The organism is Enterococcus sp. AZ088, assembly GCF_051714845.1.
Lineage (GTDB): Bacteria > Bacillota > Bacilli > Lactobacillales > Enterococcaceae > Enterococcus > Enterococcus faecalis.
This window is the reverse complement of the sequence record NZ_JBIOSQ010000001.1, coordinates 2,618,991-2,636,813: the sequence shown is the minus strand read 5'-3', so window position 1 is coordinate 2,636,813 and position 17,823 is coordinate 2,618,991. Positions and strand designations below refer to the sequence as shown.

Annotated in this window: 19 protein-coding genes; 5 read left to right on the top strand and 14 right to left on the bottom strand. The window is 36.3% G+C overall.

Annotated features, from left to right (window positions below; genetic code table 11):
• Positions 1-2: 2 nt before the first annotated feature.
• The 8 genes from IGL17_RS12695 to IGL17_RS12660 all read right to left on the bottom strand — a co-directional run bounded on the left by IGL17_RS12695 (position 3) and on the right by IGL17_RS12660 (position 5,442).
• Positions 3-197: a hypothetical protein gene (locus IGL17_RS12695; protein ID WP_002398941.1), complete on the bottom strand. Its 195-nt coding sequence runs from the start codon at positions 195-197 to the stop codon at positions 3-5.
• A 15-nt stretch (positions 198-212) separates the two neighbouring features.
• Positions 213-992 carry a rolling circle replication-associated protein gene (locus IGL17_RS12690; protein WP_002398940.1) on the bottom strand — a complete coding sequence of 260 codons (780 nt, stop codon included), beginning with the start codon at positions 990-992 and terminating at the stop codon, positions 213-215.
• A 185-nt stretch (positions 993-1,177) separates the two neighbouring features.
• Positions 1,178-1,492 carry a hypothetical protein gene (locus IGL17_RS12685; RefSeq protein WP_002398939.1) on the bottom strand — a complete coding sequence of 105 codons (315 nt, stop codon included), beginning with the start codon at positions 1,490-1,492 and terminating at the stop codon, positions 1,178-1,180.
• Between the two features lie 153 nt (positions 1,493-1,645).
• Entirely contained in the window at positions 1,646-3,019 is a 1,374-nt protein-coding gene (locus tag IGL17_RS12680; RefSeq protein ID WP_438760297.1) for an FtsK/SpoIIIE domain-containing protein, read from the bottom strand.
• An 11-nt stretch (positions 3,020-3,030) separates the two neighbouring features.
• A complete protein-coding gene (locus IGL17_RS12675; RefSeq protein ID WP_002398937.1) occupies positions 3,031-3,720 on the bottom strand; it encodes a hypothetical protein in 690 nt (229 codons plus the stop codon).
• Between the two features lie 10 nt (positions 3,721-3,730).
• Positions 3,731-4,528 carry an endonuclease/exonuclease/phosphatase family protein gene (locus IGL17_RS12670; protein ID WP_248536794.1) on the bottom strand — a complete coding sequence of 266 codons (798 nt, stop codon included), beginning with the start codon at positions 4,526-4,528 and terminating at the stop codon, positions 3,731-3,733.
• Positions 4,529-4,576: 48 nt separating this feature from the next.
• Entirely contained in the window at positions 4,577-4,774 is a 198-nt protein-coding gene (locus IGL17_RS12665; RefSeq protein ID WP_438760299.1) for a hypothetical protein, read from the bottom strand.
• Positions 4,775-4,932: 158 nt separating this feature from the next.
• Positions 4,933-5,442, bottom strand: coding sequence for a hypothetical protein (locus IGL17_RS12660; RefSeq protein ID WP_438760301.1), 510 nt, complete (start codon positions 5,440-5,442; stop codon positions 4,933-4,935).
• A gap of 429 nt (positions 5,443-5,871) precedes the next feature.
• Here IGL17_RS12660 and IGL17_RS12655 point away from each other — a divergent pair, with 429 nt between their 5' ends.
• Positions 5,872-6,432 (top strand): hypothetical protein, encoded by a 561-nt coding sequence (locus IGL17_RS12655; protein WP_016618628.1) that lies wholly within the window; start codon positions 5,872-5,874, stop codon positions 6,430-6,432.
• Between the two features lie 74 nt (positions 6,433-6,506).
• Here the strand turns inward: IGL17_RS12655 and IGL17_RS12650 are convergent, their stop codons facing one another.
• The gene (locus tag IGL17_RS12650) at positions 6,507-7,505 is read right to left on the bottom strand and encodes an AraC family transcriptional regulator (RefSeq protein ID WP_002396794.1); all 999 of its coding nucleotides are present in this window, start codon (positions 7,503-7,505) and stop codon (positions 6,507-6,509) included.
• A gap of 130 nt (positions 7,506-7,635) precedes the next feature.
• On the opposite strand from IGL17_RS12650, the gene IGL17_RS12645 reads away from it, so the two are divergent.
• Positions 7,636-9,039, top strand: coding sequence for a PTS transporter subunit EIIC (locus IGL17_RS12645; RefSeq protein ID WP_078126732.1), 1,404 nt, complete (start codon positions 7,636-7,638; stop codon positions 9,037-9,039).
• Position 9,040: 1 nt separating this feature from the next.
• Positions 9,041-10,507 carry a glycoside hydrolase family 1 protein gene (locus IGL17_RS12640; protein ID WP_002375460.1) on the top strand — a complete coding sequence of 489 codons (1,467 nt, stop codon included), beginning with the start codon at positions 9,041-9,043 and terminating at the stop codon, positions 10,505-10,507.
• A gap of 111 nt (positions 10,508-10,618) precedes the next feature.
• Here the strand turns inward: IGL17_RS12640 and IGL17_RS12635 are convergent, their stop codons facing one another.
• From IGL17_RS12635 to IGL17_RS12615, 5 genes are all read right to left on the bottom strand, one after another.
• On the bottom strand, positions 10,619-13,138 hold the full coding sequence (locus tag IGL17_RS12635; protein ID WP_016618626.1) for a sigma 54-interacting transcriptional regulator: 2,520 nt from the start codon (positions 13,136-13,138) through the stop codon (positions 10,619-10,621).
• Positions 13,139-13,285: 147 nt separating this feature from the next.
• Positions 13,286-14,113, bottom strand: coding sequence for a PTS system mannose/fructose/sorbose family transporter subunit IID (locus IGL17_RS12630; protein WP_002360964.1), 828 nt, complete (start codon positions 14,111-14,113; stop codon positions 13,286-13,288).
• Positions 14,110-14,925, bottom strand: a complete 816-nt coding sequence (locus IGL17_RS12625; RefSeq protein ID WP_002365419.1) for a PTS mannose/fructose/sorbose/N-acetylgalactosamine transporter subunit IIC — start codon at positions 14,923-14,925, stop codon at positions 14,110-14,112. Before IGL17_RS12625 ends, IGL17_RS12630 begins: the two co-directional genes overlap by 4 nt.
• Before the next feature lie 16 nt (positions 14,926-14,941).
• On the bottom strand, positions 14,942-15,433 hold the full coding sequence (locus IGL17_RS12620) for a PTS system mannose/fructose/N-acetylgalactosamine-transporter subunit IIB (RefSeq protein ID WP_002354800.1): 492 nt from the start codon (positions 15,431-15,433) through the stop codon (positions 14,942-14,944).
• 12 nt (positions 15,434-15,445) lie between these two features.
• On the bottom strand, positions 15,446-15,865 hold the full coding sequence (locus tag IGL17_RS12615; protein WP_002354802.1) for a PTS sugar transporter subunit IIA: 420 nt from the start codon (positions 15,863-15,865) through the stop codon (positions 15,446-15,448).
• 257 nt (positions 15,866-16,122) lie between these two features.
• Here IGL17_RS12615 and IGL17_RS12610 point away from each other — a divergent pair, with 257 nt between their 5' ends.
• Positions 16,123-17,058, top strand: coding sequence for an ABC transporter ATP-binding protein (locus IGL17_RS12610; protein WP_002354809.1), 936 nt, complete (start codon positions 16,123-16,125; stop codon positions 17,056-17,058).
• Positions 17,051-17,821, top strand: a complete 771-nt coding sequence (locus IGL17_RS12605) for an ABC transporter permease (RefSeq protein WP_002354811.1) — start codon at positions 17,051-17,053, stop codon at positions 17,819-17,821. The genes IGL17_RS12610 and IGL17_RS12605 overlap by 8 nt, the downstream gene beginning before the upstream one ends.
• The last annotated feature ends 2 nt before the right edge of the window (positions 17,822-17,823 follow it).

Here is a 17,823-nt window from a genome sequence, read left to right as displayed (position 1 = left end):
GCTTAATGGATTGAATGATTAACAATAAATTTTTCAAGTTCATTGATTGTATAACGCTCCTGTTTTCCAACCATGAACCTTTTTAGCTCGTCAGAACTCCTAACATATTTGTCAAAAGATTTTGGGTCAATCCCTAAGAAATTAGCTGCCATTTCCCTTGTCAACAATAAAGGGAATTTTTTTACTTCACTATTCATTTTATTTCCTCACATTTAATCAATTTTTATTTTTTTATATTTGATACGGTTTTCTAAAAGTTCTCCATTCTTGAAAATTTTCCCTGAATACTCTGTTTCGTATAGAACTTCATTATGTTTGATGATATTTTCAGTTTCCTCAAACGTAACGAATTTAAGTATTTCAGGTTTTTTCAAATTTCTTGAAGAATAAAAAGCTTTCTTTCCGTAACTTTCAAGAAGTTCTTGTCCAATACCTTTTTCAAAGTATTTACTGACATAACGACCTCGATTTTCTTTTGAATCAACATCAATTTTATTTATCCAAACTCCTCCAAGCCCCCAAACTTTTACTAAATCATGTTGAGGAACAAATGGAAAATCAAAAAGCATAATATGAACGTGCCAAGCACCTCTTTTTTGCTTTTCTAATACAGCAAGATATTTAAGTAGTCGTTTTTTTGAATTGAAAATTTTATAGTTTAAACGCTTGATGAATTTGTCGAAAAGTAAATTAAATTGATTTCTATCTTGAATATTTTCTTTTGTTGTAAGTGTGAGGAATGAAGTTTTTTTATCGAAATTAGTATCAACTAATCTCATAACTTCCCAACGTGAATTTTTTCTTGTTTTTGAAATTCTTTCTAGTCGTTCATTTTGTTCTTCAGTAGATAATTCATCAAAATTTCGTTTCTTTTTTCGCTCTTTTTTCGGTTCAGTATTTTTAATATTTTCATCTTGAGTAAAGATAACTTTTTCATATTCATATATTTCAATATATGAACTAGTTTGGATAATTTTTCGGTTATAACTCACAAAAAATCACCCATATTTTCTCGTAATGTTTGCTTATATAATAAATAAACTAGGAAGCGAATAAAATTCGCTTCCGTACCTCTAAATTTTGGATCAAGAATGTCGTTCCACTAACACGCTCCGCTTGCCCAACGAGTTGGGCAGTTCCATTCTTGAACCAAAATAAGAGATACAGAGGCTAGAAATTATTTATTAGCTGGTAGGACATCAGCACAAGAAAACCATAAATTTCCATTAAATTGTCCCACATTTAAGTCTTGAAGCAGAACAGGAGTAGTTTTATTATTTTTTAAATCTTGAACACTTAAGCTAGGAGCGACATTATTAACTTTAACTTGAATCATTTCCATGAAGAAGTCTGAACTCTCATCTTGAATAGACACATTTAAACGGTAAGCAGATAACTTCTGTGTTTCACGGTCTAATACTTCTGAGTATCCTTTTACTGCTAAGAATTTATTTCCAAGTAACTCAGGTTTCAAAAAATCATTTAATTTCATATCAATATTCCTTTCGTTCCAGCTTTTATAAGTCGTTCAGGATTGGACGTACATTTTAGTATTTTTCAGCTTTATCAAGCTGACCGGCCCGTCATTCCGCCGGCTGCATGAGGGCATTTCATAGACAAACAAATCAAAAACCGATTTATTTATCTATGAAACGCTGGTATATTTTGTTATCTCCTCAATAAAATTATATTTTTCTCTATCGACCCATGGTGCTTCATAATATTGAGCTGTTTCTTTACCGCTACCTTGCAAGTATAAGAATCCAGCCCCTTTTTCTTCAATTGGCTGAGGTGTTGGACTGGCACTGCCAAAGACCATTTTATATCCCTCTTGAGAATTAGCTCCTAAAGCCACTCTTAGCCCTAGATTATCCCTAAGGTCAGTGTTGAGCGTATTAGCTGACATCTGCTGGCTTGAAACCAAGATGAACACACCAGCTTGGCGCCCTTTTAGAATTATCTGCCTAATATAATCCATTACTTCGTTGACTATTGCTTTGGAATTTTTATCGGTTCCATTTGCTTGAAAGGCGCCCATTTCGTCAAACACAAGCCAGACAGGTAAAAGATCATGGTCTACATATGAGCTACCATATTTGAAGTTCTCTTGCATAAACTCATAGCGAGCCTCCATTTCTTCGGCAACTAATCTACAAATTTTAGCAATACCATTTAATGAACTACTAACATGAGTTTCATCAAAATAATGCGATAGTTGAGATAAATCGCTGTTTTTTGGGTCGCAAATATAAACTTCTGGTATATCATCACCAACATCACCGACCTGTAAAAACTGAATTATCAGCGTTTCTATGAAAATCGACTTCCCGCTTCCAGTACCACCTGCTACTAAAATATGTGGGGATTTTGCGGGGTCATATTTAATACCAAAACCTAAATTTATTATTTGGGTTGGATTGCGTTCAAGACCATTTGTTGACTTAATAACCAGTCTTTCAGGTTTAACAGTCAGAAAGTGATACGCACAAAAAGAAGGCTTATCGATTTTTTCGTATAGTGGGTTACCAAATAGGGCAGAAAGCTCTACATCAAGGTTCATCATTTTTGAAGTGTAGTTGTCTCCATTTTTTATTGAGTAGACAATAATTCTATCTTCTAACACTTTATAAGTAAACTCGGCTGAGGCTGTTACCTTTTTTACTTTCCTTGTCTTGTATGTTCCATTGCTTTGGCGTTCCTCCCATTCTGAGTAACCCTCTTTGTATAAACCGTTATCGTAAAGGAATCTTATTAAGATATCACGATAAAAGAATTTATCTTTAAGACAAAATTTTATCTTTTTGAAAACATAATAGCCCCAAATTCCGACAACCATTGACATAATAGGAACAAGTAAAACTAGATTTGATTCCCAAGAACTAAAAGCAGAAATGTTTATGACAAGTAGAGTGAAAAGCAAGAAAATCCCTACTTTATTTAATCGAGCCACCCAGTTGGTATTTTTATTTAGCAAAGATATAATTTCAAAATCTTTTTTTTGAATGAATGGAATTCTCATAAATCTCCTTTTCATATTCGGTTGCCATTAGAATCGTAGCTATGATATTTAGCAATGAAATCATTCCAAGTCTTGACCCTATCTTCGAAGTCCCAGCAAGGATTATCTGAATCGGGTAAAAATTCAATTTGCCTTGTATTTGTACTGAAGGTCTTTATAATGCCGTCATCTCCCATAATGGATATATCTCCGAAATAGGAAACGTACAAAATGCCACCATACCGGATTTCAAAATGTTTTTTGAAGTGTTCGAGTTCTTTCTCGATAGGAAAACGAAGATATGTTTTATTCATAGCTTCCAATACTTTATAAACATTAAATTCTCCAAGAATGGCTTGCCAGGGTTGCCATTGATCTTTAGAATTTTTAGTTCTGATTTCAAGAACAGGGGTGCCACTAGGAAATTCCAGTGACTCCTCGCTCAGAACGAAATCATGTGGCAACTGATTGATAAATGCTCTCTGCCCTTGATTTTCTTGAATGATAAAATTAAATGGGTTAATATCTACTTGTTCTTTATCATCAAGTTTTAATAAGTAATCGTCTTGAGCCAAGTATGGATACTTTACAAGTGTGGGTTTGTAAAATATTCTATCAGCGATATTCCCAAAAGGAATCCAATCCTTTTCAGGCTTATTCTTATTTGAAAAGTATTTGAATTGCAGGGCGTTATTCTTGATGGTTATTGTATTATTAGTCATAAAACTCTCCTTAAATACTGATAGTGGCCAAGAGCATCGCGTGGTCTGGAACACCAATTTCATTTGGCTGATAATTATTGTTTTTAGTAAATCCCCAATCGTAAATAGGATTGATTAAATTCAGTCCTCTTGTAAGAATATGATCCAACTTCATATTTTTCCAAGAACCATATTCTTTAGGAGTATGCAGATTAAGTCCAGCAACTTTACTTTCCTCTTTTAATAAAGGATAGCTATAAAATTCCCTTGACTTTCCGTTGTAACTAGTAGATGTTTCTCCATCTTTAAAATAACCATTATTAAAATCTCCTGCTAAAATGATAGAGCCTTCAATTTTAGACATATATCTAATCAGTGAATCTAGTTGTAACTTTCTTTTTTGATAATCACTAGGACTGGAGTTCCTAATTCTGATTCGAATTCCTATAATGTTTAATTCTTGACCATCATATTTTAAGCTCACATGTAAGAAATTTGGATATAGAGAAGTTTTTGTTTCTACATTAGGTAAAATATTTATGGTGAAGGTCTCGCCTTTTAAAACGTCTTCTTTTACAGCGATTAATATCTCATTAACACCCCTATCACTTCTAGGGTCACACATTACAATATAGCCAATGTTTTTAAGCTGACTGATAAATGTAAGATATCCAGGAAATTTAACAAACTCAGATAAAATTATGAGGTCAGTATTATGTTTATTTATCTCTTCAAAAACTATTGGTGTAAAATTTTCTTTGCAACCAAAACCAGAGCGCTGATTGATGTTCCAGCTCATTAAAGATAATTTATTGTTTAATATAATCATTACTTCCTTTCACAAAAATAGATAGATTTCTCTACCTATAATCAGATATTAGTATGCCCTTGCAGCGAAGAATCCAAAAGTACACCCACGTTTCGGTTTATTATTTCCATAGATGGCATTATCAAGAGTTTCCTTCGGTGTCAAACCAGTGCTTAACAGTTTGTTGTAAAAATCATTGCTGGTTGCAACATGGGGTTTGATTGATGCGATTACAGTAGTAACTGCTTTGGTATTTTTCTGTGACATTTCAAATGTCCTCCTTTTTGGATGGTTTTAGATTAAACTAAATAATTTTAATCTACAATCATTGTATCTTTAAAAAACATTTTTGTCAACCATATTTATTTTGAGTAATCTAAAACCATATTTATTGAACAAAAAAAGAAAGCTTATTGCTTTCTAAATTATAGGTTTATTTTATTTTTGAAGTCATTTAGTAAGTTTATCAACATTTCATGATTGATAGGAGCAACTATATTTTTTAATTTACTTTCAAAAATTTCAAATTGATAATCTAATGAGCCTGATTTATCTAAAGATACTTGTCCAGTCTTATTTAAAATTAATGCTCCTTTTAGCATATATTTAACGGTCACTCCCAAAGTTACGCTTCTGGTATTTGTAAAAGAAGGAAATAAATATTTCAAGTTTCTAATTCCTTTTTCTGTATCATCGCTAATTTGAGCCTTAATGTTAGTGCCACTGCCACTTATGTATTCTAAATTAGTTAGTGGAATTGTATTAACGTCTTCTATAATAGGGGTCCAATTTGAGATGCTCTTTGTTTCTTCGAATGCTCTTGTTAAGATTTGACTTCTGGTAATCTCTGTATCAATATTAGTACCATAGACTTTCTTAAGTTCCTCAAAATAATAAATAACCTCACTTGCAACTCTTACTTGAAACTCTGCCATATATTCTGCTCCTTATGTGTGTGTCATATTTGTTTGTATTTAAATATTATATCATGTACCTAAAAACTATTCAATGCGGTTGCTCTTCAGATAGTAGAGTTGGGTGTGAATTGGCGTAAACATCTTACATCTTTATCTAAAAATATCCCCTCATATTAATTTCTGGAATAAAGAAATATTGATATAGAGGGATTTTTGAGTATATAAATGCCTTAGTATAAGAACTAATATTGCTCAAAACGTTAATTACTTGGAGTCGTTGCGAACATGTTCGCTTACCAATCAATTACAATGTTTCAAGACACTTTCTCGTAATGAGAAAGTGTCTTTTTTATCAATCTCTCTAACCCAACCCAATCCTCTCTAAAAAATGGTATCATTAAGTAATGAAACATAACCATAAAAAATAACGAATATCGGAGGCAGAAAATGAGTAGTGTGGTTTGTCAAAGTTGTGGGGCGAATGCGTTTAGATGGTACGATACCGCTGATCAAGTGGTGGAATGTAAGTATTGTCATTCCAAGCAAGCTTTTATAAAAGGTATGGGCGTCGAGTCAGCCATAAAAGTTGTTGGGGGAAAAGAAGAAGCGGAGACGGATTCTGAATACCAAGAACGGATTATTCATCAATTTGGTTTGAAAGATCAAGTGATTGAAGTGAAGAATTATTCATTAATCGATATTCCGTTAACATTTATTGTTTGGTTGTATTTAGATATTTTATTAGGAGCGTTGTTTATCTGTGGTGGTTTTCTATCTAAAAACTATCGGGCTTGGTACGCCAATTTACTTCGTTGGCACTTTTATGGTTGGCGTTATACAAAGTCAGCGACTGAAAAAGAGAAGGCAAGTCAACGGATTAGAGGCAGTCTGTTGATTAAATGGCTACTTCAAGAGGACCCCAACAAAACGAAAAAATTAATAATGGTTGGCGTATCCATCCTGTTCACTGTCCTGTTCGTTTACACTACAGGAAATGGCGCTACCTAAACGAAATATTTATTGAAACACTTTCTGTTGATAGAAAGTGTTTTTTTATACCATTAATGGAGTAAGTGAGTATTTCAGTGTTTCGTCAATGTTTTTCTATATTCATTAGGAGAGAGTGTATAGAGAGCTGAAAAATTTTTATAAAATTGGCTTACGTTTGAAATACCAACATTTTGAGAGATTTCAGCGATTGATAATTCTGAATAACGCAATAATTGTATCGCATTTTTCATCCTTTGTTCTGTTTGAATTTCTTTAAAGGTTTTATTGAAAGTCTGTTTGATTAACTGAGATAAATATTTTGGATGGTAATTAAATAATAATGCGGTTTCCTTTAATGTACAGGTGCGAGCATTTTTTTCTATATAATCGATAATTTCTAACATATGGCTGGTTTTATTGCTAATAGGGGCAACTTTCTTTGTGGAATTTTTCTGATAATCACGGATAAGCTGAATAAAAATTAATGAAAAGAGTGCTTCTATCGCATGTTTACTAAAAGTATCATTTTGGAAATATTCACAAATTAGTTGATTGAGAAAAGCAATTGTATTCTTATGGTTATTCTGAAAAATCATATAGCCGTCATGGTGGTTATTTTCAGTAATTGCTGAAAATAAAAAAGTACTTAAAATGCTTGTTTCACCTAAGCCCATAATAAATGCTCGTGAAAAAAAGTCATTGCTTAGACTAATATTAAAGACAATATCTTTTTCACTTAGTCTGCCTTTTGAGCGAAGAACATGCCGATCAACAATGCATAAATCTCCTTCTTTTAGTAATACCTCGGTTCCGTTTACTTGATAATGACAGCTTCCAGAATAGACATAATTAAGATTTAAATTAGTATGTACATGTAATGGTACATCTGTGAATCGCGAATCTCTTCTAATTTCAATAAGGTTTTGTTTTAAATTTGGTAATTGAAACTGATAGACTTCTTGATCATGTAACAGAATTTTGTCTAGTTGTTCATAAATAGGGCTATGATAATTGGGATCCTCTAAATAATGGTGTTCGCTGTGGGTTAACAGAAATAAGTCTGATGGGAGTTGATTTAACAATTTTATCACCTTACCTTTTGTTATAAATGTTCTGGAAAACGATTATTGAAAGCGTTTTTTATAATTGTATAATTCAAGTATAACTAGTGATTGATATTTGTACAAGTATTGAAATACAAGTTGAATAGGAGGGTTATTGATGGATGTTCAAAAATTATGTCAAAGCATTTTGTCAAACATAGGCGGAGCCAAAAATGTGAAAAGTGTTACTCATTGTGCAACTCGCTTACGTTTAACGTTAAATGATGAAGAGAAAATACAGCAAGAGTCTATAAATGATTTAGACGGCGTAATGGGCAGTATTGTTACCGGAGGACAATATCAAATAATTATTGGTCAAAGTGTCGGAACTGTTTATGCACACTTTACTCAGTTGCTGTCAACTGAGTCTGAAAGTGATCTGAGTCATCAAGAAATGGCTGAGCCAAGTAAACCATCAAAAAAAGGGATTATTCCACAAGTATTAGATACAATTACAGGTATTTTTACACCGCTGTTACCTGCAATCACCGCTGCAGCAATGATAAAAACAGTACTGGTGCTTTTAGATTTGTTCCATTTAATTGATCCTGCAGGTGGTACTTATCAAATTTTGACATTTGCTGGCGATACTGCTTTTTATTTTATGCCTGTTTTAGTTGCTTATTCTGCCTCAATAAAGTTTCGTTTGAATCCTTATTTAGGAACAATTATTGGCATGCTACTGCTACATCCGACCTTTGTTTCATTGGTAAGTGAAGGTAAACCATTAAAGATGTTTGGCTTTTTACCAATTACGTTAGCTAATTATAGTTCAACTGTGATTCCAATTATCTTAATTATATGGGTAGCTTCCTATGTGGATCGTTATGTCGAACGTTTTTGTCCTGAGTCAGTAAAGTTTTTCTTGCGGCCATTAGTGACATTTTTTATTATGATTCCTTTAGCTTTGGGAATTATTGGTCCATTAGGAAGTTGGATTGGACAAGGATTAGGAATTGTCTTAAATTTAGTTCAAAATTATGCTGTTTGGGTGCTACCATTTATTTTTGGTGCGTTATCGCCAGTCTTCATTATGACTGGCATGCATTATGCGGTAACAATTCCTCTCGTTTTACAATCTATCAGTTCCAATGGATTTGATATGTTAGGAATTGGGTTTTTAGTTTCTAATTTTGCTCAAGCAGGCGCAGCAATTGCTGTAGGTCGCTTTGCAAAGAGTCAGAAAGTACGAGGGTTGGCTTTTTCTTCAGGATTTACTGCACTGTTAGGAATTACCGAACCAGCTTTGTATGGCGTGAATTTAAAATATAAAAAACCGTTTTTAGCAGTGATTATTGCTGGTGCAATGAGTGGTTTACTTGCGGGCTTCCTGAATGTTAAGCGAATGACTTTTGCGCCAACAGGAATTACGACATTGCCTATTTTTATTGATCCAACGAATCAATGGAATTTTATTTTTGCAATTGTCTGTGCAGTGACTAGTTTTATTTTAGCTTTTATTATAACGAGTGGTCTAGTTTATAAGGACCAGTATTTACGTAATGAATTGGAGGAAAAGTAAAATGACTTACACATTTTCAAAGGATTTTTTATGGGGCGGGGCTATTTCGAGTGGTCAAGCAGATGGTGGTTATTTAGAAGATGGCAAAGGTGTGGATACACAATCGATGCGTTACTTTGACCCTAACTGGAACCGTGAAGAACGGAATCGAAACAGAGATATTAATATGACCAGTGAGCGTTTCGAGCAAGCACTAGTTGCAGAAGGCGATCGCAATTATCCCTTTAGAAGAGGGATTGATTTTTATCATAGATATAAAGAGGATTTAGCGTTGTTTGAAGAAATGGGGATGAATATTTTCCGAACATCCATTGATTGGTCGCGCATTTATCCAAATGGGGATGACGAGAGACCTAATGAAGCAGGAATACAATTTTATGTTGATCTATTTACTGAATGCCAAAAAAGAGGAATGAAAGTCTTTGCTACAATGCTTCACTATGGGATTCCAGTTAATTTAGTGACCAAATATGGTGGTTGGAAAAGTAGAAAGACAATTGATTTTTTTGAAGTCTATGCACGTACATTGTTTGAGCGTTTAGGTGATCTAGTGGACTATTGGCTACCTTTTAATGAAATTAACTGTAATAGATTTAATCCATACAATGGGTGTGCCGTTATTGAAGATCAAGAAGAAAACTATAACCAAAGTATTTTTCAAGCAGGACATAATCAATTCGTGGCAAATGCAAGAGCAATTAAAGCTGCAAAAGAAATACTAGGCGAACCAATGATTGGTGGAATGATTGCACGATTTACAACATATCCTGCGACCTGTAAGCCAGAAGATGTAATGCAAAGCATTTTGGATGAGAACTATAAGAATTATTTTTATACGGATGTTTTAGCAAGAGGAAAATATCCTAGCTATACAAAGCGAATGTTTGATGAGTTAGGAATTACGATAGAAGTCGCTCCTGGAGATTTAGAATTATTAGCAGAGAATAAAGTAAACTTCCTATCATTTTCGTACTATATGTCAATGATAACTAGTGTCAGTCCTGATTATGAAATTACCAGCGGAAACTTACTAAGTGGGATGAAAAATCCTTACTTAGAAACAAGTGACTGGGGATGGCAAATTGATCCAATTGGTTTGAGAATTTCTCTAAACGAGATGTATGATCGCTATCAGTTACCGCTGTTTATTGCTGAAAATGGGTTAGGTGCTTATGATCAAGTAGAAGAGGATGGCGCAATTCATGACCCTTATCGGATTGACTATTTAGAAAAGCATTTACAACAAATGAGTGAAGCAATTGCTGATGGTGTAGAGCTTTTAGGTTACACTATGTGGGGAATCATTGATATCATTTCATGTGGAACCATTGAAATGTCTAAACGGTATGGTGTTATTTACGTGGATAGTGATGATGCAGGGAATGGAACGCTTGAAAGAAGTAAAAAAGATTCATTTCATTGGTATAAAGAGGTTATTTCTACAAATGGAGAAAGTTTGAATCGGTGATTTGCTGTTAGTGAAGAAAAATAAAAAGGGCATCTATTGAGATCCTTTAGTAAAAAGAGCTTGGGCCATAAGTCGAAATAACTTACGGTCCAAGCTCTTTCCCATCCCTCCTCACCGAGAAGACAAAATTTCATAAATCACATAGAGTTCCCAGTTGGAAATCTCTATTCGATAAAACTGTTCTAGGGTATAGAAAATGTTCTTAGCATTTTGGAAAAATGGTTTTTGGTTAATGGTTAGTTCCTCGAGGTTAGCAGGGATTTCATAGTCTTCAACGCCGAGCATTGTCCGCTCTACCATGAGCGCGTTGTGCATCATTAAGTTAAATTTCATTTTGCCGCTGAGTGTGAGGTCGAAGCGTTTTTCAATGTTTTTTGTAACGTTTTCGACTTGTTTAATAATGACGTCAGGATTTAGAAATTCTAGTTTTTCTGACAAGCCTTCTTTCGAGAAGAAGTGAACAAACTCGTTAATCATGCTATCAATGTTATTGGGATGCATCAAGTTTTGGAAAGGTTCCATCAACTGGGTTCCTGCATCTTCGTCTAACATGTCTAAGAGATTCACGCTAGCAACATTCGTATGATTGTCTAAGTAGGACGTCGTCAAAATGAGCGAGGTTTCTTTTAAATAATTTTCTTCGGCGTTGGCAATGTCTAACGTGTTTACCAAATCTTTGTATTTTAGAGTAATGACTTTAATATCAGTATACAGGTATTTTTGACAGATTTGTTTGATTTGCTTGGCAATATCCAGACCTGAAATACTAGAGACAATGATATTTTTTTCTACTGAAAAGCCTTCAAAGTACTGTACATCGGTTTTAAATTTTTTTTCAGCGGTTTTAGCAATACCATAGAAAAGTTGTTCGTTCATTAATTGATGACCAATTTCCAACGCATAGGCAGTGGTCAGGTTGTTGATCACCAAGAGTTCTCCAAGAATTTGCGGTTTCAAACTTTTATAAAGTTGTGTCAGGGAACCCATATCGACGAGCATAATGACGCCTTGTGATGTGTCCCGCTGAGAAAGCCAGTCTTTAACTTCGGCGACGATATCTCGGACGGAGGAGGTTAAGGGCATGTTAATCGCATCGAAAATATAGGTACCACATAATTTGTTGGCAACAGCTTGAATACTTGAGGCAGTCGATTCACCATGCGCCACGAGGAGCGCTTGGTAAGGAATCGTTTCAGAAATTTCCCCGCTGAGTAATACAGATAAGAGTACCTCTGTCAAGAAACGGTATTCTTCTGGCAGCGGACTGACTAAGTTTTTCACGAGGGAAACCGTTCGCGGATAGTGTTCTTTTAACTGTGCTTGGGCTGGAAGGAGCACTGTTTCGTTAAATGTTGGCGGTAAAATTTTCAGCAATTTGGCAACATCTTTCATCGGTTTTTCAGTTTGTTCAGGTTGGTTAATAATTAGTTTGTTTTTGGTTTGGACTTCCGTGACTAGGTTTTGTAAAAAATAATCATTTTCCAAGGTTATTTCATCGTCTAAACAATATTTAATGAATTGTGTCAGTTCAGTTTTTAAGTGGGCCAGTGTTTTTTCTTTTGTAAATAAGGCTTCAAATGTTGCGAAAATATCGGAAGAAAGTGTGTCTTCTTCCAACACTTCTTTGTCTAAAGGAATCGCAATCATTGGTTGAGTCGCATCGCCAATGACGACGGGTTGATTGGGCAAAGTTTTTCGTAATTGCGACGCGCAAAGGAGCTGCACTTTGTTGGATAAACTCCCCACGTTGCCAGGTTCGTCATTTTCTAATAATGCCGTAAAGATTTCTTCGTCCACGTTGATGTCTTTGGTCATTCGTTTCGCTTCTCGGTGGAATAAGTTTTTCAAAATCGCAATCCGTTCTCGAATGGGGCGCTCTTTGAAGTTCGGAAGTGAGACGATTACGGAAATTCGGCGATAAAAGGTTGGTAATAAGACTTTTTTCGGGTTTTCGGTGGTCGCAAATAGTAGTCGAACCTTGGAATGCACCATTTTTCCTTCTTCACCAATGGGGCGGAAGGTTCCTGTATCCATAAACTGAAAGAGTTTTTCTTGGTTTTCGTTGGATAATCGATGTACTTCATCTAAAAAGAGTACGGAATTATTGGCTTGGGCCAAGAGTCCTTGCTTTTCTGATTCAGCCCCAGTGAATGCGCCTTTGGTATGGCCGAAGAGAATGGATGACAGTAATTCGGGATTGTTGGCATAATCGGCACAGTTAAAGGTGTAGAATTTTTCCAGGCCAATGATTTGTTCATTTTTCAGATACTCATAAATCAGTTTTGCCAAAAAGCTTTTGCCGACGCCACTGGCTCCATGGATTAATAAAGGCATACCCAACGGGGGATACAACATAGCGGCTTTGCATTGTTCGATGGCTTTTTTGGCGCTGCCTTGGCTACCGATGTATTGTCGAAACACATCGGTCGTGGGGGTTGTTGCACGGGTTAATTGCCAATAAACGGGTTTTTTTCCCGTTTGTTGGACTTCACCTTTTTCCAATAATTTATTTAAGTATAAGCTGGTTACCGAGCGGCTTAATTGAATTTTTGTGGCAATTTCTTGTGTGCTCATCGGGGTGTTGCTGGTTTCTAAAATATCAACTAAGTGTTGGTAGGTCTCCAAGCGCATGATTCATCGTCCTTCCAAAAGAGAGGTCGGGAAAGGGGTTGCTTCTGTTCCCGCCGTTTATCAGCTTTTAAGCCTGAGATAAAAATCACTTTGGATTTTTGTCTCAGGCTCTAAGTGTTTAATAATTAAATGTTTATTGTTTCAATTTTAACAGATGCCTAGTAATCCTAGCAAGATGCCTAAGAACATGATGCCAAACATCACTACGTTAACATTGACTTTTTTGCGTAATAGCCAGAAAGCAAGTAATGTCACGGCTAATGGTACGATACCGACGAATAGTTGATCCAAATAGTCTTGGATTTTAACTACGTCTTCGCTTCCTTTAACGGAAACTTCAAGAATCGTTTTGAATTTTACATTTGAAGCAGTCATACTGCCCATCATCATTAAGCCTAGCATACTCGATACTTTTGTGAGTATCTTCATTCCGCCTGATTCGTACATTTTTTGGATAAAACTTTCACCGATTGAGTAGCCGCTATACAACGCATAATAGTGAATTAAGAACGCAGGGACGTTGTATAAAAGTAAGAAGACAATCGCCCCTAATGGCGAACCAGTGCTGGCTAATGAAATCCCAATACCGGCAGCAATGACACGCAAGATGCCCCAGAAGAAGGAATCACCGATGCCTGAAAGTGGCCCCATTAGTGAGGCTTTAACCGCTGTAATAGAGCTAGCATCAAAATTTTCGTCTTCACTGTTTTGTTTTTCCATCGAAGCAACGAGCCCCATGATGAAGTTATTGATATGCATGGTTGCATTGAACCAAGTGGTGTGACGCACCAATGCCTCGGCCCGTTCTTCCTTGGTTTTATAAAAACGATTGATAACTGGGAGTAAAGTGTACATGACACCCACTGCGTGGTATTGTGTAGCTCCTGTCCGGCTAGCGTTCATCGTCCAAGAACGCCAGAAAACAGAGCGCATCATTTTTTTCTCTTCTTTAGATAAATTCTCTTTTAACTTCATGCGAAAAAGTCCTCCTCTTCGATTTCTTTCGCGCTGCCTTCAACCGCAGAAGACGCCGCAGGTTTTCTTTTTAGAATGTCGCGAAATTCTACATCCCGTTGGGCACTCACGACACAAATTACTGTCCCGATGACCGCTACCGCAACGGCTGGTAATTGTAGGTACGCGGTTAAAACAAAGCCTAAAATGTAAAAGACGGCTAATTTATTATCCCATAACAGTTTCATTAACATGGCAAACCCAACGGCAGGTAAAAGTCCGCCAGCTGCGCTTAAGCCGTTCATCAAATTTTGTGGAATACTTTCAACAAACAGATTTACTGGCCCGCTTCCTGCTAAAATTCCGATAAATGAAATCGAAGCGATGATTAAATAATAAATAATCCACGTTCCGTAATGCAGTGTCACAACCATTTTTTGGTTGCCTTCACGTGCTGCTTTGTCAAGAGAAGGAGCAAAGATATTCATAAAGACATTTTTTAAAAACATCACCACGAAAGCAGCTAACATCCCAATTGGTACGGCTAACGTCATGGCGGCTTTTTGTTCGACATTTGAAATAATTGCAAACGTTGTGGCTAAAGTAGTCGCAGTTACAGGTTCCGCGGCGATAACACCACCGATATTAACATTTCCTAAGAAAATTGCTTCCAAAGAGGCCCCCATTAAGACCCCTGTTTTCATGTCGCCCATTAAAATTCCTGTGACTAATCCAACGACTAAGGGACGTTCCATCATACTTTGACCAGTTAAATAGTTCCCAGCAAAACAGATAAATACAGCTAAGGCTGCCATTGTTGCATGCATAAGCATTGTTCATTTCCTCCTTTTAATTGACGGCTTGTTTTAGACTTAATTTTGAGTTGGTTGGCAGTACTTGGTTATAGCTTTCCACGTGAGTCAAACTGGCTAATTCTTTGGCAGCTTCTAACTCTTCAGGGTTTAATTGGACACTTGGGAAAACCATTGTTTTGGTGGCTGGATCTGATTTATCAAAGCGGCCAGCGTTGGCAACATTCACACTTTCAATATCTGTCACGTTTTTCGCAATTTTAGTAGCGTCCGCTACACTGTTCACAATTACAAAAATTCGTTTGTCTTTGCCCCGAGGATCATTGAAGACATCAATCGCATCATCGACTGAGCGAATTAATAGTTTCATACCATTAGGGACAGCCATTTTTAATGTCATTTGCATTACTTCGTTTTTGGCTGCTTCATCATTCGCTACAACTAATAAGGGGGCATTCAATTCTTTGGTCCAAACTACGGCTACTTGGCCGTGAATTAATCTGTCGTCTACTCGTACTTGTGTAATCATTTTAATTTCCTCCTAAAAAAAGTTTTCTTCTTCATTTGATGGGTTTAATTCAACGAATTGAATTTGTGCTTCAGCAATTGCTGCTTGAATATCTTCTTTGGTTAGCTTTTCGCCTTCTTTTAAGAAAATCAGCGACAAGGCAATGGCTAAGTTGGCATTGGAAATGATAAAAACATTGTCTGGTTTTGTCGTCATGACTTCTTGAACAATTTTTTGATTGACACTACCACCATATAAATCTGTTAAAATAATAGCTTGTTCTTCTGCGCCAAGGGACTGAAGAAACGTTTGAATAATTGGCGTGTAGTCCTCAGGAGTCACATAGGCATTGATGACCGCCAGCTCTTTTCCTTTGTCTGCGAGAATATCCAAGGAACTTTGGAAGCCTTTCGCTAAGTTTCCGTGACTAGCAATTAAAAATTTTCTTTTCATTCTTTTCACCTCACTTTTATATGAAGCAAGTTCTGTGCCAAAAAAAGAGAACTCTAAATCCTTGATTTGAAAGGATTTTGACGCTCTTGAAACTGTTTAAACAGTTTCGAGTCAAAATAAACACGTTATTCGTTGGCTAGTTTGTTGTTGAAAAATAGCTAAGCAAAACTGTGAAATTTAATCAAAATAACCCCCGTTTTTATCGAGAAGTGTTACAATAATATTCATGAATATTTATACATTAAGGAGAGTTACGAATGACTGATGCTCTTGTGATACAAGATTTACGCAAAGTGTACGCTTCAGGTGTTGAAGCGTTGCGGGGGATTGATTTAACAGTCGAAGAAGGCGATTTTTATGCTCTTTTGGGACCGAATGGTGCAGGAAAATCAACGACGATTGGGATTGTGACCTCGTTAGTTAATAAGACTTCGGGGAAAGTCAAAATTTTTGGGTATGATTTAGATACGGAGATGGTGCGGGCGAAGCAACAGATTGGGTTAGTGCCGCAGGAGTTTAACTTCAATCCGTTTGAAACGGTCCAGCAGATTGTGGTCAATCAAGCGGGCTATTATGGGGTGTCTCGTAAAGAAGCCATGAAACGGAGTGAAAAGTATTTAAAACAATCCAATTTATGGGAAAAACGGAACGAGCGGGCTCGGATGCTTTCTGGCGGAATGAAACGTCGCTTGATGATTGCTCGCGCGCTGATGCATGAGCCGAAGTTATTGATTTTAGATGAACCAACTGCAGGTGTCGATATTGAATTGCGCCGTGAAATGTGGGCCTTTTTACAAGAGTTAAATGCGCAGGGAACCACGATTATTTTGACGACCCATTACTTAGAAGAAGCTGAGATGTTGTGTCGCAACATTGGGATTATTCAGTCTGGTGAATTGATTGAAAACACCAGCATGAAGCACTTGTTAGCAAAATTACAATTTGAAACGTTTATTTTTGATTTAGCACCTTATACGCAGGCGCCAGTTATTGAAGGCTATCAAAGCGTATTTGAGGACGAGTTAACGTTAGCGGTGGAAGTAGAACGAAACCAAGGAGTCAATCACTTGTTTGAACAGCTAAGTCAACAAGGAATCAAAGTATTGTCAATGCGGAATAAGTCCAACCGTTTGGAAGAGCTCTTCTTGAAGATTACTGAGGATACGTACCAAAGGGAGGATCAACATGTTTAGTCTGTATTTTACTGCTTTAAAAAGTTTAGCTGTGAAGGAAACCAACCGTTATTTACGGATTTGGGTCCAAACACTGGTACCGCCAGTGATTACGACGTCCTTATATTTTGTGATTTTTGGGAAAATGATTGGCGGGCGAATTGGCGACATGGGCGGTTTTTCTTATATGGAATTTATCGTGCCAGGTTTAATTATGATGTCAGCCATTACAAGCTCGTACGCCAATGTTTCATCTTCCTTTTTCTCACAAAAATTCCAGAAAAATATCGAAGAAATTCTCGTGGCGCCAGTTCCAACTCATGTGATTATTTGGGGATTTGTGATTGGTGGCGTTGGTCGTAGTATTTTGGTCGGTGCGTTAGTCACCATCATTTCTCTATTTTTTGTCCCATTGCACGTTGTTTCTTGGCTGATGGTCATCATGACTTTATTGATGACAGCGATTCTTTTTTCTTTAGCTGGTTTGTTAAATGGTATTTTTGCGCAATCCTATGATGATGTATCGATTGTGCCGACCTTTGTGTTACAGCCTTTAACCTATTTGGGTGGGGTTTTCTATGCCATTTCCATGTTGCCGCCATTTTGGCAAGCTGTCTCAAAAGTTAATCCGATTGTTTACATGATTTCTGGGTTCCGCTACGGTTTCCTAGGGGTTCAAGATGTGCCAATTGGTATTTCTATGACCATTTTAATCTTATTTATTGTCGTTTTATATGGCATTTGTTGGTACCTTGTAGAAACAGGGCGTGGCTTACGTAGTTAAGC